The sequence below is a fragment of the Microcella humidisoli genome (assembly GCF_024362325.1).
GTDB classification, from domain to species: Bacteria; Actinomycetota; Actinomycetes; order Actinomycetales; family Microbacteriaceae; genus Microcella; species Microcella humidisoli.
On the sequence record NZ_CP101497.1, the window covers coordinates 2,058,029 to 2,072,608 of the forward strand.

Here is a 14,580-nt window from a genome sequence, read left to right on the forward strand (position 1 = left end):
CACTGGCGCTCGTGACCATCGGCGCCCCGGAGTCGTCGCCTGAGCCGTCGCCCGCGCCGCCGCCCGCGCCGCCGGGCGCTGATGACGCCGTGCGCGCGAGGACGCCCGGCTGGGTGCCGTGGGTCGTGACGCCGCTCGTCGTGCTGATGCTCGGGGCGGCGCTCGACGCCGTCGACCTCGTGGCGCCCGAGGTGTCGGGTGGCGCGGCCGCCCGGTTCGTGCCGCCGGATGGCCAGCGCTCGGTCGCGACCGACGCCGCGGGCATCCAGATCGTCACCGAGCACACGCGCTCGATCGGCATGGAGGGCATCTTCGCGGCGCCTTCGACGATCGCCGCGAGCGTGCTCGGCTCGCTCGGCGAGACCGAGGTGCGCGAGGCGCAGTGGTGGCGGGCATCGACGGTGAACGATCGCGGTGAGCGCGGCGCCGACCTGTTCCGGCTGTCGAGCGACGGCGTCACCCAGGTCGCCTCGTGGGGCGGGCCGATCGGTTTCGTGTTCGAGCCCGCGATCGTGCTGCTGCCGCCCGAGGTGCAGCCGGGAGACACCTGGAGCTCGACCGGCTCGGCACTGCCCGGCGGTGTGCTCGTCTACACGGCCGAATTCGCCGCGCTGCGCGCCGATGGCCCGTTCACCGACTTCGACGAGGGCCGCGAGATTCCCCTGACGGGCGGCTGCATCGGCGTCGAGAGCACCGTGCGCATCGAGGATGTCGATGGGGGCCTCTCCACGACCCTCGAGGAGTCGACGGTGTGGTGCCCGGGGCGCGGAGCCGTGTGGAGCAGCGGCACGATCGACGATCGGCCCGCGGGCCGCGCTGAGCTGCGTCCGGGCGCTCTCGCACCGCTCGGCGGGCCCGCGACCGTCGCGGCATCCTTCGGCGCCCTGCTCGACCCGTCCTCGCGCCTCCTGCCCGGCCGCACCCTGCCGATCGCCATCACCGATCCCTTCTTCGGCGCCTCCGACGTGACCGGCCAGTACCCCGTCGCGCCCGCGGCCACCGCCGACGGTCGACTCGTCGTGGTCAACGATCGCGGCGACGATGTGCAGGTGCTCGCCCTCGGGCGCGCGCAGGCGCGGCTCGCGTGGTTCGGGCACCCGGGCGGCACGGTCGTGGCCGTCGGCACGGCCGGCGATCTCGTGGTGGCGACGACGGCGCGGCGGCAGGTCGTCGCCTACGACGCGACCGGGCGCCGGCTCTGGAACTGGGCGGCCGACGAGCTCGTGCTCGCCGCACCGGTCGCCGTTCCCGCCGGCGACTCCGGAACCGACGACATCGTGGTCGCCGCCCGCAGCGGCACCGTGACGCGATTGGATGCCCGCACCGGCACTCCCCGCTGGTCGCAGTCGCTCGGCGCCGACGCCCGCGCCGAGGTCGTCGTCGTCGACGATCTCGTGCTGGTGGCCGATGAGCGGGAGCGGCTCACGGCGCTCGACGCCGCCACGGGTGCCGTCGTCTGGCGCGACGAGCCCGGGCTCGTCGTCGAGCTCGCGGCCGCGGGCGGCACGTCGGGGCTGGTCGTGGCGATGCTCGAGTCGGGCGAGATCGTCGCCCTCGAGCGGGTCTCGGGCGACGAGCGCTGGAGCACGGGGTACACGGGTCTCGCGCGCGGCGTGCTGGTCGTCGACGACGCCGTGGTCGCCCTCACCGACGAGGCCGTTGTGGCCATCGAGGCCGAGAGCGGCGAGGTGCGGTGGCGCGGAGCGGGCGGGCAGGCCCTGGTGGGCGAGAGCACGTCGAGCGTCGTCACGATCGTGCGGGCCGCCGACGTCGAGTTGCGGGCCACCGTCGATGGCGCCGTCATCGACGCGCACCCCATCGACGAGGGGTCGATCTCGGCGAGCCGGTCGGTGCTCGCGGTCGGCGCCGCGCTCGTCGTGCTCGAGAGCGATGGCGTGCTGCGGCGCTGGGAGCTGCGATGAGCGCGGAGGGGATGACGGCACTGTCGCCGCCGCGCTCGCGCACGATGTCGCGCATCGCCACGGGCGCCCGCACGCTGTGGCGCGGCATCATCGTCGACCCGATCCGGCGTGGGCGCCTGCGCGATACCGACTCGCCGCGCGGGCTCGGCCCCATCGTGGTGGTCGGGGTGGTGGCGTTCTGCCTGGCGGTCGCGCTGATCCTGGGTGCCCCGCTCGTGCGGTCGATCTCGCCGCTGACGGTGAGCGTGGGCTCGATCGTGCTCTCGCTGCCGCGGCTGCTGCTGCCGACGATCTTCTGGCTCGTCATCCTGTCGCTCGCCCTCATGCAGACGGCGGCGCTGCACACGCGGCGGCGCACGACGGTCGTGCTGACGATCATGACCTCGCTCGTGCTGCTCTTCATCGGCTCGCTCGACCTCGGGGCCGACGGCGCCGGCGGCGTCTCGATCACGCCGGGCAAGATCGTGTCGATGCTCGCGGTCGTTGGCATCATCCTGCTCGTCGTGCTGCGGCGCCGGTCGGTGTTCGCCTGGTGGGAGTTTCCGCTCGTGCTCGCGATCACCGGGCTCTCGACGGTGGTCTCGCTCGGGCGCAGCGCGGCGCAGGCGGCTCCGTTCGGGCTCGACTTCGGGCCGACGACCGCCTCGCTCGTCATGTCGTCGCTCGGGCAGCTGGCCGTTCCGGCGGCTCTCGCCGCAGGAGTCGCCGTCGCGGAGTTCGCGATCGGGGCGTCGACGACGGCCGTCGCCGCCGTGCATCGGCCTCTCGAGAACGCCCGTCGGCGCGGAGTGCTGCGCTCGGTCTCGCTCGTGCTCATCATCGCGTTCGTCCTGGTCGCGCTGTGGCGGGTCATCGAGCTGGCGCTGGGGCTCGCCACCGGCAGCGGGGTCGTCGTCGAGGTGCGCGATCTGCCGCTGTCGATCGGCATCGTGCTCGCGATCGCGGGGTTGTGGTGGGGCATCGCACGGGCGCGCCGGTCGTCGGCGACCCGCATCGACGACGTCATGAGCCGCCTCGACGACGCCGGGCTGCCGGTGGCCGCCGCCCTGTCGATCACCCTCGCACCGGTCGTGGTGCTGCTGCTCGCGGCGCAGGTCGTCACCGCGTGGGGCGCTGACGGCGCCGCCGTGGGCGTCGTCTTCGTCATCGCCGATGCGCTGCGCGGCACGGTCGCCCTCACGATCGTGCGGGGCGCGGTCGGCATCGCCCTCATCGTCATTGCGTTCGTGCTGGCACGGCGCGGCGCGCGCGGCCTGCCCGAGCTGCTCGCCGCGATCGGGCTGTTCGCGCTGCTGAGCGTGCTGCCGGCGCTGGTCAGCGCACCCCTGACGTGGTCGTCGCCGGCGCTCGCCGTCGTCATCGCGCTCGGCACGCTGACGCTCGCGGTCGTGCTGGCGGTGCGCCGACGGCTCGACGCTCGCCGCATCGCCCTGCTCACGGTGGCGCTGCTGCTCTCGGCCGCGGCGGCGTGGCGCGATGTGCTCGCCGACCCGCTGAGCGCCGTCATCGGGGCCAGCGGCATCGCCCTCGTGCTGTTCGGCTTCGTCTGGGGGTTCGTGACCGACGCCGACATCACCCACGGCGAGAGTGCCGCCTACCCGCGGCCGGCGCGCGTCATGCTCTTCCTCGCGAACGCCGTGTTCGGCGTGACCGTGCTGGCCTTCGGAACCCTCGCGCGCGACCTGGGCGCCGCGATCGATCTCGACGCCTTCGCTCAATTCGGCGATGAGCTGCTCGGTACCGCGCTCATCCTGGCCGCCGTGATGGCCGTGTGGGCGACGGCCACCGCACGCGACTCGGCCGATTCCCGGCCCGAAGCCCCTACCGTGGCTGCATGACCGATCCCGCCGGCACCGACCCGACCCTCGAGAGCGCGCTGCGCACGCACACCGACTACGGCGTCGAGAAGCTCGAAGAGGCCGACCTCGCGGCCGACCCGTTCGCCCAGTTCACGGCCTGGCTCGCCGAGGCGGCCGAGCGCGGCGTCTACGAGCCGAACGCGATGGTGCTCGGCACGATTGACCCCGACGGCGCGCCCTCGATCCGCACCGTGCTGCTGCGCGGCGTTGACGAGCGCGGCTTCGCGTTCTACACCGACTACACCTCGCGCAAGGGCCGTGCCCTGCTCGCGAACCCTGCGGTCGCCGTGGTGTTCCCCTGGTACACGCTGCACCGGCAGGTCAAGATCTTCGGGCACGCGCATCCCGTCGAGGCGGCCGACAGCGACGCCTACTTCGCCAACCGTCCGCGCGGGGCGCAGGTCGCGGCGTGGTCGAGCGACCAGTCGCAGCCCATCGCCTCGCGCGAGGCGCTCGAGCAGAAGGTGCACGACGCCGAGGAGCGGTTCGTGGATGCGCCCGAGGTTCCCCGGCCCGAGCGATGGGGCGGGTTCCGCATCGTTCCCGACCGCGTGGAGTTCTGGCAGGGGCGCACCTCCCGCCTGCACGACCGCCTGCTGTTCCACCGCGAGGGCTCGGACTGGCGGATCGAGCGCCTGCAGCCCTGATCGCGGTCGCGGGAATAGGGCGGTTCGTGAGACGGTTGACCCCGTCGATACGTACGCATAGATAGGGGAGACCAGTGGCCATTGCCGACGCGAACGACCTCGAGCTGGGCATCGACACCTTCGGTGATGTCACCGTTGCCGCGGACGGGCAGCCGCTGCCCTACGCCCAGGTGATCCGCAACGTCGTCGAGGAGGGCGTCCTGGCCGACCAGGTCGGCGTCGACGCGATCACCGTCGGCGAGCACCACCGCGATGACTTCGCCGTCTCGGCGCCCGACATCGTCCTCACCGCGATCGCCGCCCGCACCGAGCGCATCCGCATCGGCAGCGGCGTGACGGTGCTGAGCTCTGACGACCCCATCCGCGTGTTCCAGCGCTTCGCCACGATCGATGCGATCTCGAACGGCCGCGCCGACGTCATCATGGGCCGCGGGTCGTTCACCGAGTCGTTCCCGCTCTTCGGCTACGAGCTGCAGGACTACCAGCGGCTCTTCGAGGAGAAGCTCAACCTCTACGCCGAGGTGCACAAAGAGCAGCCGGTCACGTGGCAGGGCTCGACGCGCGCCCCGCTGCAGAACCAGATGGTGTACCCGACGACCGAGAGCGGCGCACTGCGCACGTGGGTCGGCGTGGGCGGCAGCCCCGAGTCGGTCGTGCGCGCGGCGAACTACGGGTTCCCGCTCATGCTCGCCATCATCGGTGGGCCGGCCGAGCGCTTCGCGCCGTTCGTCGAGCTCTACCACCGCGCCCTCACGCAGCTCGAGCAGCCGTGGCAGCCGGTCGGCGTGCACTCGCCGGGCTACATCGCCGAGACCGACGAGCAGGCGATGGAAGAGTTGTGGCCGGCCTACGAGCAGATGTTCGGCCGCATCGGCCGCGAGCGGGGCTGGGGCCCGACGACCTATGCGCACTTCCAGCAGGAGGTCGAGCACGGCTCGCTCTATGTGGGCTCGCCCGAGACGGTCGCCCGCAAGATCGCGGCCACGGTCTCGACCCTCGGCATCCAGCGCTTCGATCTGAAGTACAGCACCGGCCCGCTGCAGCACGAGAAGCTCATGCGCGCGATCGAGCTGTACGGCACGCAGGTCATTCCGCGCGTGCGCGAGCTGCTCGCCGAGAAGCTCGTGCCGGCCGGCGCCTGAGGCACCGACCGCCACGAGTGCCGGGCTACGGTCCGGTGACGACCGGGATGCCCGTGCTGCTCGACGCGCTCGCGACGCTGCCGCCGTTCGTGAGGTCGGCGAAGCCGAGGGCCGTCATGCGGTCGATGGCCTGCCCCGAGCGGTTGCCGCTGCGGCAGTAGACGTAGTAGCTGCCCGTGGGGTCGAGCTGGCTCACGAGCGCCTCGAAGTCGGGCGACTGCACGTCGATGTTCACCGCGCCCTCGAGGTGGCCGCTGGCGAACTCGGCCGGTGTGCGCACGTCGATGACGACGGTGTCGGCATCGAGGGCGACGGGCTCGGTGGGGCTCGCGCAGGCGGTTGCGCCGAGCGCGAGTCCGAGGGCGAGGGTGATCGAGAGCAGGATGCGGCGCATGGGTCCTCCGGGGTCGATGGGATGTCGCTCCACAGTATACCCCCGGGGGTATTGAGAGGACTCGCAGGCGCCGGACGCGCCCGCGGTGCTTGACTGGCCCCATGGTCTCTCCTGCGCTCGACCGCCGCGTGCTCATCGTCGCCATCCTCGCGGCCTTCGTCGCCTTCCTCGACGGATCGATCGTCACGGTCGCCCTGCCCGCGATCTCCGCCGAGCTCGGGGGTGGCCTGCCGGTGCAGCAGTGGGTCGTGGATGCGTATCTCATCACCCTCGGAGCCCTCATCCTGCTCGCCGGCTCGCTCAGCGACCTGCTCGGCCGCGTCGCCATCCTGCGCATCGGGCTCGTCGGCTTCGGTGTGACGTCGCTCGCCTGCGGGCTCGCGCCTACTGCCGAGCTGCTCATCGTCGCGCGCGCGGCTCAGGGGGTCGCGGGGGCGCTGCTCGTGCCGAGCTCGCTCGCGCTCATCATGGGCGCCCACCGGGGAGCGAGCCAGGCTCGCGCCATCGGGCTCTGGACGGCCTGGACCTCCGCTGCCTTCATCGTCGGCCCGCTTCTGGGCGGCGTGCTCACCGATCTCGCGAGCTGGCGATGGGTGTTCGTCATCAACGTCGTGCCCATCGCCCTGACGCTCGTGCTCATGGCGCGCATGCGCAACGAGCCGGCCGCCGTGCGCACCCCCATCGACATCGCGGGCGCCGTGCTCGGGGCGCTCGGCCTCGGCGGCCTGGTCTTCGCCCTCATCGAGCAGGCCAACTACGGCTGGGCATCGCCGGTCGTCTGGGGACCGCTCGCGGTGGGCATCCTGTGCCTCATCGCCTTCATCGTGCGCCAGGCGACCGCGCAGCACCCCATGATGCCGCTCTCGCTGTTCCGCAACCGCAACTTCGCGGTCGGCAACCTCGCGACCGTCGCCGTCTACGCCGCGCTCTCGGTCTCGGGCCTCGTCATCGTCGTCTACCTGCAGCAGGTCGCGGGTCTCAGCGCCACCGTGTCGGGGCTCGTCATGCTGCCGCTGACGATCATGCTCATCGTGCTTTCCGCGCGCTTCGGCGCGCTCGCCGGCCGCATCGGCCCGCGCTGGTTCATGGCGGGCGGCCCCGCGCTCGCCGCGGTCGGCTTCCTGCTGCTGCGGGCCATCGAGACGCCCTTCGACTTCGTCTCGCAAGCGCTGCTGGGCGTGCTGCTCTACGGGCTCGGCGTCGCCATCACCGTCGCCCCGCTCACCTCGGCGATTCTCGGGGCCATCGAGCCCGAGCGCTCGGGCATCGCCTCGGCCGTCAACAACGCCGTGGCGCGCATCGCCGGGCTCATCGCGATCGCCCTGCTCGGTGCCGTCATCGGCACGACGGTCGACGACGCGTGGCTCGACGCCGGACTGCTGCTGTGCGCGGGGCTCATGCTCGTGGGTGCGGTGGTGTCGGCGATCGGCATCCAGAACCCTGCCCGTGAGCCCGCCGCGGCGACCGAAGCCGGCTAGGCGACGAGCGCGCCTGCCGCTCCGGCGAGGGTGAGCACCGCGGCGAGAGCCGCGAGCATGATGATGCGAAATAGCGCGCGCGAGCCGGGGGAGCGGGCGAGCACGACGAGTCCGGCGACGAGCAGCAGCACGGTGGCGGCCGCGCCCACAGCGGTCACGGGCGTCGCCGCGCCCGGTCCCAGCACGCCGAGCACGCCCGCCGCCGCGAGCGCCGCGAGCGCGACGGCTCCCGCGGCGCGCGCACCGAGCCGGTGCGGCAGAGCGCGGATGCCGTGCCGCTCATCGGCCTCGAGATCGGGCAGCACGTTCGCGAAGTGCGCGGCGAGGCCGAGCATCCCGCCCATCGCGATCGCCCACCATGCCGCGGGCCGGGGCTCCTCGCGCGCGAGCGTCACGAGCATCGGCAGGAGCGCGAACGCCACGACATAGCAGGCGGTCGCGAGCACGGTGCGCTTGAGGCCCGCGTTGTAGGCCCAGCCCGAGCCGAGCGCCACGAGATGCACGAGCACGAGCCAGAGGCCGAAGGCGAGCGAGACGAGCACTGCCGCGGCTGCCGCCGAGAGGGCGAGCGTCATGAGCGTGCGCGCCGACACCTCGCCGCGCACGACGGGCTTGTCGGCGCGGGCGGCATCGCGGTCGCGCGCGGCGTCGATCGCATCGTTCGACCAGCCGATCGAGAGCTGGTTCGCGAGCATCATGGCGCCGAGCAGCGCGATGCGCCCCGGTCCGAGGCCGCTCACCGCGGCCAGCAGCACCGTCACGAGCGTCACGAGCACGGTCGGCCCGGCGTGCGCCGCGCTCACAATCGCCCGCACCCCTGCCGTCATGCGCCCATCGTAGGCGGGCGCCATGGGCGCGCGGATACCATCTACTCATGCGACGACGCGGCCCCACCCGACTCGGGCGCGCGGCGGCGCTCGCCCTCGCGGCCGTCATCGTCGTCACCGGATGCACGGCCGAGCCCCCGCCGCCTGAGCCGCAGCCTGGCCGCCTGGTCGGCGCCCCGGCGCCGCTCGACGTCACCGAGGTCTACCTGCAGCAGCGCATCGCGGCGATGACGCTGCGCGAGAAGCTCGCCGCGCTCGTCATGGTGCACGTGCCGGGCACCGATGCCGCGCGCATCCGCTCGGTGCTCGACCGCTACGGCTTCGGCGGCGTCATCATCATGGGCGACAACGTCGGCGGGCCCGCGCGCACCGTCGCCGGGCTCACGGGGGCCCTCAGCAGCGAGGCCGGGCTGCCCGTGCTCACCGCGATCGACCAGGAGGGCGGCATCGTGCGCCGCCTGCGGGAGGACGACGCCGCGGCCGCGCGCGAGCTGCGCGGGCTGCCCGCGTCGGCGGCCGAGCAGGCCTTCCGCACCCGCGCGGCGCTCGTCGCCGAGGCGGGGGTGCTCATCAACTTCGGGATCGTGGCCGACGTCACGCCCGACAGCTCGTCGTTCATCCGCAGCCGCACGCTCGGCGAGTCGCCCTCCGCGGCCGCCGAGCGCGTCGCGGCCGCGGTGCGGGGTGAGCTCGGCACGGTGCTCTCGACGCTCAAGCACTTCCCCGGGCACGGTGCGAGCCCCGATGACTCGCACATCAGCATCCCGCGATCGTCGATCGGCATGCGCGCCTGGCGCGCCACCCATGCGGTGCCGTTCCGCGCGGGCATCGAGGCGGGCGCGCCGCTCGTCATGATGGGGCACCTGCAGTTCGACCGCATCAGCCCCCTGCCGGCATCGCTCTCGCCCACGTGGGTCACGATCCTGCGCCAGCAGCTCGGCTTCGACGGCGTCATCGTCACCGACGACCTGCTCATGCTGCAGCGCTCGGGCCTGCCCGAGTACGAGAACCCGCTGCGCAACGCGATCCGCGCGCTCGCGGCGGGCAACGACATCGTGCTCTTCGTGCTGCCGGCCGACCCCGGGAGCGTCGGCGTCGATCTCACCGGCCTGCTCGATGCGCTCGAGCGCGCGGTCGGCGACGGCCGCCTCGTCGAAGCGCGCATCGACGCCTCGCTGCATCGCGTGCTGAGCCTGCGGCGAGCGGCAAGCGGCCTCGTCGAGCCGTACGTCGACTGCGGGCCGAAATGCTGGGGAGAGTCGCCCCGGTCGCTCGCGCTCGCGGACGTGCCGCCGACCGGCTAGAGGGTGGGCAGCTCGACGTCGGTGACGCGCTCGGGCAGCTGGTTGATCGTGACGCCGCGCGGTACGATGTCGGCCGTCGCCGGATCGATTGTCGCGACCGTGGCCGTGATGGCGCCGAGCACGACGGCGAGGGTGCCGAGGCCGGTGACGATGGCGGTCAGCGGCGTGAGTCGCCGGTGACGCTCGAGGCTGATGACGATGGCGCCCACCAGCATCAGGGTTGCTGCAGTGATCACAAGCGCGATCATGATTCTCACCGTTCCCGTCGGGTATCGAGGAACGCGGATCCGCGGGTAACGGACCGTATTCGGGTGTCGGTCCCTGGGGGAGGGGCCTGGGTCAAGGGTACGCCTGTCGTGACGCGGCTGGCAACCGCCGCACCGGGTGTCACGACCCCCCAACGGAGGGGTGCGCAGGGGCCGAAGGTCCCGATCGCAAAGCACTGCGCCGTGATCGGGAACGCGGCGAGCGGGGCGACGCGCCGCCCCACAGCGCCCGCATCCAGCGTGACCGGACAGAATGGTCTCGTGCCTGAATCGAGCGATCGTCTTCTCCATCGCGACGTGCTCGATGCCGTCGCGGCGTCGCTCGACTCCGCGCTCGTCGAGGCGCACGCGCTGCAGGTCGAGCCCACGGGCAACGGCTTCACGCACGGCTACCGCGTCACGTTGCGCGATGCGGCGGGCTCGACCGCCGACCACACGGTCTTCGTCGAGACCTCACCGCCCGAGGCGACGCGCCCCGGCGTGCTGGCTCTCAGCAACCCGACGACGGGCGAGCGGGTCGACGTGTGGGTGTACCCGGCCGACCCCGCGCTGCCCGCGCTGCGCACGGCCGTCTACGCCGAAGCCGCGGGCGTCGTGCTCGCGCGACTCGGGCTGCCGGTCGACAACCTGCGGGTGAGCCTCGCGGCCTACCGGCCGGGCAAGCGCGCCGTCGTGCGTGTCGACACGGCGAGCACCGCGTACTTCCTGAAGGTCGTGCGGCCCCCCGCGGCCGAACCGCTTCAGGCTCGGCACACGCTGTGGCGCGAGGCCGGTATCCCCGTGCCCGCCGTGCTCGGCTGGAGCGAGGAGGGGCTCGTCGCGCTCGAGGCCCTCGACGGCTCCGAGCTCATCGCCGTGCTCGACCGCATCCCCGCACCGGATGCGCTGCTCGACGAGATCGAGGCGGTCGTCAGCGCGATCGCGCGCGTGCCCTCCACGTCCACCGCCCGTGCCTCGCTCGTGCGGCGCGTGGACTGGTACGAGGAGCGACTCATCGAGCAGCTGCCGGCGCACGACGGCCTCATCGAGCGCACGGCCCGCACGATCACGCAGCGGTTCCGCGCCGGAGGGACGCCGCCCCCCTCGCGCACCGTGCACGGCGACCTGCACCTGGCTCAGCTGCTCGTCGATCCGGCGGCGCCGACGCGCGTGACGGGCGTGCTCGATATCGACACCTCGGGCTGGGGCGATCCGGCCGACGATGCCGCCGCGCTGTACGCCCACCTCATCGCCACCGTCGTGCACGACGGCGGCAGCCGGGCCACTGTGCGCGCACGCCGTTCGTCGGTGCTCGCCGACGGCTGGCGGCGACGCTGGTTCCGCTCGGCTGAGACGGGCTTCGTCGACCGGGCGCACGCGATCGCCGCGACCCAGCTTCTCGGCCATGCGCTCTCGCGCTCGGCGGCCGGCTCGGCGGGCGCGACCGAGCTCATCGAACGCGCACATCGCGTGGTCAATGCGGATGAGAGGCCTCTCACCACCTCCTCCTGGTGATCTCATGCCCGCGGGCGAGAGTTGCCTCATCAACAGCGAGCCGCACGGCCCGCAGAGGGAGGACCATCATGGACACCAAGAACTGGATCGCCGTCGGAGCGGCCTCGGCCCTGAGCCTGGGCGTCATCGCCGGAGGCGCCGCGAGCGTCGCCAACGCGATGCCCCTCATCGAGAACGCCACGGGCCTCTCGGTTCCCGGCATCTCGACGACCGACGACGACGGCACGACTTCGGGCGACCTCGACTTCCGTGTCGAGAGCGACAGCATCGTGTCGCCCGCCTCGACGACGTCGCCCCCGTCGCCGGCCTCGACGAACTCGCCGGTCTCGCCGGCCTCGGTCGACAGCCCGGCCTCGCCCGTGAGCCCCGCCTCGGTCGACACCCCGCCGAGCCCGGCGAGCCCGGCCTCGCCCGCGAGCCCGGCCAGCCCCGCGTCGCCCGCGAGCCCGGCCTCGGTCAACTCGCCCGCGAGCGTCGACTCGGTTGACTGATCGATCGGCACGCTGATCGTCGTCCGGCGGCCCCCGATGAGAGTTCTCTCATCGGGGGCCGCCGGTTTTCTCATGCGCGGCCGCGAGAATCGCAGCAGCGCCCCCGCACCGACACCCGACGAGGAGGGATGAACATGGCCGCGACCCCGCACTGGATCACCATCTCCGCCGCCACCGCCCTCGGCGTGGGCATGCTCGCGACGAGCGCGATCGGCGTCGCGAACGCGATGCCCCTCGTCGACACCTCGACGAGCGCTGAGGTGCCCCCGATCTCGACCGCGCCCCTCGACGGCAAGGGAACCATCGGTGGCGGCGACGTCACCTTCCCCGTGCCGACGAGTTCGCCCGCGCCCGCGTCGACCGGCGGGCCCGCGTCGTCGCCGACGGTCGAGCGGGCGCCGGCCCCCGCACCGCAGCCCGTCGCACCGCGACCCGCGGCGACCTCCGACACCTCCGCCGCCTCTCCGGCGAGCCCCGCGAGCCCCGCGAGCATCGACAACTGACGCCGTGTGACGGCCGTCTGATGACGGCCGGCCCTCGTCCGGGCCTGACGCCTCAGACGAGCCGGTATCCCATGCCGCGCACCGTCTCGATGTGCTCGGCGCCGATCTTGCCGCGCAGGTAGCGCACGTACACGTCGACGACGTTCGACCCCGGATCGAAGTCGAACCCCCACACGCGGCTCAGCAGCTGCTCGCGCGAGAGCACCTGCTCGGGGTGCCGCAGAAACTGCTCGGCGAGCGCGAACTCGCGTGCCGAGAGATCCATCGCGCGGTCGCCGACGGAGACGCGGCGGGTCTTGAGGTCGAGGGCCACGTCGCCGTGCCGCAGCACCGTCTCGACAGCCGCTTGCTGGCCCGATTCGCGCAGGCGCAGCCGGATGCGGGCCACGAGCTCGTCGAACTTGAAGGGCTTCGGCAGGTAGTCGTTGGCGCCTCCGTCGAGGCCCGCGACGGTGTCGTCGACGCTCGTGCGCGCCGTGAGCATGATGACCGGCACGGTCTCGCCGCGCGCGCGTAGGCGCGAGAGCACCTCGAACCCGTCGATGCCGGGCAGGCCCACGTCGAGCAGTACGAGGTCGAACGAGCCCGTCGCGAGGTAGTCGAGCGCGTCGAGCCCGTTGTCGACGACGGTCGGCGTGTAGCCCGCGGCCGCGAGCCCCTTCTCGACGAAGGAGGAGATGCGCTTCTCGTCCTCGACGATCAGGATGCTGCTCATGCGGGGCTCCTCGCGGGGTCGACGGTCTCGGGCTCGATGAATCCGGCGGCGGGCGGCGGCGGCGCGGCACCCCGCTCGATGGTGGGCACGACGATGCCGAAGCGCGAGCCGCTCGAGGAGCTGTCGAGGCTGACGTAGCCCCCGTGCGCGCGGGCGATCGCGGCGACGATGGGCAGGCCGAGGCCCGACCCCGCGATACCGCGGCCCGTGTCGGCCCGCCCGAACCGCTCGAAGATGCGCTTCTCGGCGCCGGCGGGAATCCCCGGTCCGGCATCGGCCACCCAGAACTCGACCGTGCCCGCGTACGAGGTGCTGCCGACGCGGATCGGAGTGCCCTCGGGCGAGTACTTCGCCGCGTTGTCGGCGAGCTGCACCCAGGCTTGCGTGATGCGCGAGGGCGAGAGCGGCGCGACGACGTCGGCGGATTCGACGAGCACCCAGTCGTGCCCGGGGATCGCCTGCATCTTGCTGAAGACGAGCGCCGTGAAGTCGGCGATGTCGGTGGGCTCGGCGAGCACCTCGCTGCGCTCGACCCGCGCGAGCGCGTCGATGTCGTTGACGAGCTCGGCCATGCGGTCGAGCTCGTCGATGGCGATGTCGCGCACGGCGCGCACATCGTCGGGCTTGCTCTCATCGAGCAGCTCGAGGTGCCCGCGCACGATCGTGATGGGCGTCTTGAGCTCGTGCCGCACGTCGTCGAGCAGCTGCCGCTGGCTCGTCAGCGCCTCGTCGATGCGGTCGAGCATGGCGTTGACCGTCTCGGTGAGCGCCGAGACGTCGTCGCGGCCGATGACGGGGATGCGCTCGCTGACGTCTGCCGCGGTGATGCGCGAGGCCGTCTCGGAGAGCGTGCGGATGGGGGCGAGCAAGCGCCCCGCGACGAACCAGCCGATGACGCCGATCGCGGCGAGCGAGAGCAGGGCGAGGCCCGCGTAGGTGAGGAAGGCGCCGCCGACCTCGTCGACCGCGCGCTGCGCATCCACCGCCGTGACGAACACGCCGAGCTGCTCGTCGCCCTCGATGATCACGGGCACGCTCACGTAGCGCAGCGTGCCGACGCTCGTGATGGCGGTGCCGAGCGTCACTTCGCCCGACGAGGCCTCCTGCCAGGCGCGTGCGATGAACGCGGGGTCGTCTTCCAGATCGAACGCCGTCTCGACGAACGGAAGCCAGCGCACCTCGCCATCGATGATGCCGACGCTGCTCTCGTGCCGGCCAGGCACGAGCCGCTGCAGGATGTCGCTCAAGGCGTCGACGGCGGTCGTCGGCAGCGCCGCCGCCTCGGGGGCGTTCTCATCGGCGGACGACGTCGAGGCGCCCGTGACAATGCCGCGCGCGGCTTCGACCGAGGCGAGCAGGTCGGTGTCGAGCCCTTCGAGCACGCGGTCGCGCTGCACGAGGTAGGCCGTGAAGCCCGAGACCGACATGCCGAGGGCGGTGACGACGAGGATCACGGCAAGGATGCGCGACCGCACCGAGAACCGGGGGAGCGGCGTTCGCGACATTCCCCCATTATCAGCGGCCGTCGATGCCCAGAA

14 protein-coding genes are annotated in these 14,580 nt (G+C 72.7%); 9 read left to right on the plus strand and 5 right to left on the minus strand.

The genetic code is table 11. From position 1 onward, the window contains the following. The first annotated feature begins 11 nt into the window (after positions 1 to 11). From NNL39_RS09975 to NNL39_RS09990, 4 genes are all read left to right on the plus strand, one after another. Positions 12 to 1,922, plus strand: coding sequence for an outer membrane protein assembly factor BamB family protein (locus NNL39_RS09975; RefSeq protein WP_255159133.1), 1,911 nt, complete (start codon positions 12 to 14; stop codon positions 1,920 to 1,922). Further along, on the plus strand, positions 1,919 to 3,760 hold the full coding sequence (locus tag NNL39_RS09980) for a hypothetical protein (RefSeq protein ID WP_255159134.1): 1,842 nt from the start codon (positions 1,919 to 1,921) through the stop codon (positions 3,758 to 3,760). Before NNL39_RS09975 ends, NNL39_RS09980 begins: the two co-directional genes overlap by 4 nt. Further along, positions 3,757 to 4,428, plus strand: a complete 672-nt coding sequence (pdxH, locus tag NNL39_RS09985; RefSeq protein ID WP_255159135.1) for a pyridoxamine 5'-phosphate oxidase — start codon at positions 3,757 to 3,759, stop codon at positions 4,426 to 4,428. Before NNL39_RS09980 ends, pdxH begins: the two co-directional genes overlap by 4 nt. 80 nt (positions 4,429 to 4,508) lie before the next feature. Continuing rightward, positions 4,509 to 5,570 (plus strand): LLM class flavin-dependent oxidoreductase, encoded by a 1,062-nt coding sequence (locus NNL39_RS09990; RefSeq protein ID WP_407665171.1) that lies wholly within the window; start codon positions 4,509 to 4,511, stop codon positions 5,568 to 5,570. A 25-nt stretch (positions 5,571 to 5,595) separates the two neighbouring features. Here the strand turns inward: NNL39_RS09990 and NNL39_RS09995 are convergent, their stop codons facing one another. Beyond that, positions 5,596 to 5,964 carry a rhodanese-like domain-containing protein gene (locus tag NNL39_RS09995; protein ID WP_255159137.1) on the minus strand — a complete coding sequence of 123 codons (369 nt, stop codon included), beginning with the start codon at positions 5,962 to 5,964 and terminating at the stop codon, positions 5,596 to 5,598. A 101-nt stretch (positions 5,965 to 6,065) separates the two neighbouring features. Between NNL39_RS09995 and NNL39_RS10000 the strand changes: the two genes are divergently transcribed. Beyond that, entirely contained in the window at positions 6,066 to 7,442 is a 1,377-nt protein-coding gene (locus NNL39_RS10000; protein ID WP_255159138.1) for a DHA2 family efflux MFS transporter permease subunit, read from the plus strand. On the opposite strand, the gene NNL39_RS10005 is transcribed toward NNL39_RS10000, so the two are convergent. Next, the gene (locus NNL39_RS10005; protein WP_255159139.1) at positions 7,439 to 8,269 is read right to left on the minus strand and encodes a UbiA family prenyltransferase; all 831 of its coding nucleotides are present in this window, start codon (positions 8,267 to 8,269) and stop codon (positions 7,439 to 7,441) included. The genes NNL39_RS10000 and NNL39_RS10005 overlap by 4 nt on opposite strands. 47 nt (positions 8,270 to 8,316) lie before the next feature. On the opposite strand from NNL39_RS10005, the gene NNL39_RS10010 reads away from it, so the two are divergent. Continuing rightward, on the plus strand, positions 8,317 to 9,573 hold the full coding sequence (locus NNL39_RS10010; protein ID WP_255159140.1) for a glycoside hydrolase family 3 N-terminal domain-containing protein: 1,257 nt from the start codon (positions 8,317 to 8,319) through the stop codon (positions 9,571 to 9,573). On the opposite strand, the gene NNL39_RS10015 is transcribed toward NNL39_RS10010, so the two are convergent. Beyond that, entirely contained in the window at positions 9,570 to 9,821 is a 252-nt protein-coding gene (locus NNL39_RS10015) for a hypothetical protein (protein WP_255159141.1), read from the minus strand. The two genes, NNL39_RS10010 and NNL39_RS10015, sit on opposite strands and share 4 nt — an antisense overlap. A gap of 279 nt (positions 9,822 to 10,100) precedes the next feature. Here NNL39_RS10015 and NNL39_RS10020 point away from each other — a divergent pair, with 279 nt between their 5' ends. From NNL39_RS10020 to NNL39_RS10030, 3 genes are all read left to right on the plus strand, one after another. Further along, the gene (locus NNL39_RS10020) at positions 10,101 to 11,333 is read left to right on the plus strand and encodes a phosphotransferase family protein (protein ID WP_255159142.1); all 1,233 of its coding nucleotides are present in this window, start codon (positions 10,101 to 10,103) and stop codon (positions 11,331 to 11,333) included. A gap of 68 nt (positions 11,334 to 11,401) precedes the next feature. Continuing rightward, the gene (locus NNL39_RS10025) at positions 11,402 to 11,824 is read left to right on the plus strand and encodes a hypothetical protein (protein ID WP_255159143.1); all 423 of its coding nucleotides are present in this window, start codon (positions 11,402 to 11,404) and stop codon (positions 11,822 to 11,824) included. Between the two features lie 134 nt (positions 11,825 to 11,958). Further along, positions 11,959 to 12,327 carry a hypothetical protein gene (locus tag NNL39_RS10030; protein ID WP_255159144.1) on the plus strand — a complete coding sequence of 123 codons (369 nt, stop codon included), beginning with the start codon at positions 11,959 to 11,961 and terminating at the stop codon, positions 12,325 to 12,327. Positions 12,328 to 12,379: 52 nt separating this feature from the next. Here the strand turns inward: NNL39_RS10030 and NNL39_RS10035 are convergent, their stop codons facing one another. Next, positions 12,380 to 13,042 (minus strand): response regulator transcription factor, encoded by a 663-nt coding sequence (locus tag NNL39_RS10035; RefSeq protein WP_255159145.1) that lies wholly within the window; start codon positions 13,040 to 13,042, stop codon positions 12,380 to 12,382. Further along, entirely contained in the window at positions 13,039 to 14,547 is a 1,509-nt protein-coding gene (locus NNL39_RS10040; RefSeq protein WP_255159146.1) for a sensor histidine kinase, read from the minus strand. The genes NNL39_RS10035 and NNL39_RS10040 overlap by 4 nt, the downstream gene beginning before the upstream one ends. Between the last annotated feature and the right edge of the window lie 33 nt (positions 14,548 to 14,580).

Bases quoted from the DNA above. Each gene is read 5' to 3' on its own strand.
- NNL39_RS09995 (WP_255159137.1), bottom strand. From the start codon at position 5,964: ATGCGCCGCATCCTGCTCTCGATCACCCTCGCCCTCGGACTCGCGCTC.
- pdxH (WP_255159135.1), top strand. From the start codon at position 3,757: ATGACCGATCCCGCCGGCACCGACCCGACCCTCGAGAGCGCGCTGCGC.
- NNL39_RS10030 (WP_255159144.1), top strand. From the start codon at position 11,959: ATGGCCGCGACCCCGCACTGGATCACCATCTCCGCCGCCACCGCCCTC.
- NNL39_RS10035 (WP_255159145.1), bottom strand. From the start codon at position 13,042: ATGAGCAGCATCCTGATCGTCGAGGACGAGAAGCGCATCTCCTCCTTC.
- NNL39_RS10040 (WP_255159146.1), bottom strand. From the start codon at position 14,547: ATGTCGCGAACGCCGCTCCCCCGGTTCTCGGTGCGGTCGCGCATCCTT.
- NNL39_RS10010 (WP_255159140.1), top strand. From the start codon at position 8,317: ATGCGACGACGCGGCCCCACCCGACTCGGGCGCGCGGCGGCGCTCGCC.
- NNL39_RS09980 (WP_255159134.1), top strand. From the start codon at position 1,919: ATGAGCGCGGAGGGGATGACGGCACTGTCGCCGCCGCGCTCGCGCACG.
- NNL39_RS10000 (WP_255159138.1), top strand. From the start codon at position 6,066: ATGGTCTCTCCTGCGCTCGACCGCCGCGTGCTCATCGTCGCCATCCTC.
- NNL39_RS10025 (WP_255159143.1), top strand. From the start codon at position 11,402: ATGGACACCAAGAACTGGATCGCCGTCGGAGCGGCCTCGGCCCTGAGC.
- NNL39_RS10005 (WP_255159139.1), bottom strand. From the start codon at position 8,269: ATGACGGCAGGGGTGCGGGCGATTGTGAGCGCGGCGCACGCCGGGCCG.
- NNL39_RS10015 (WP_255159141.1), bottom strand. From the start codon at position 9,821: ATGATCGCGCTTGTGATCACTGCAGCAACCCTGATGCTGGTGGGCGCC.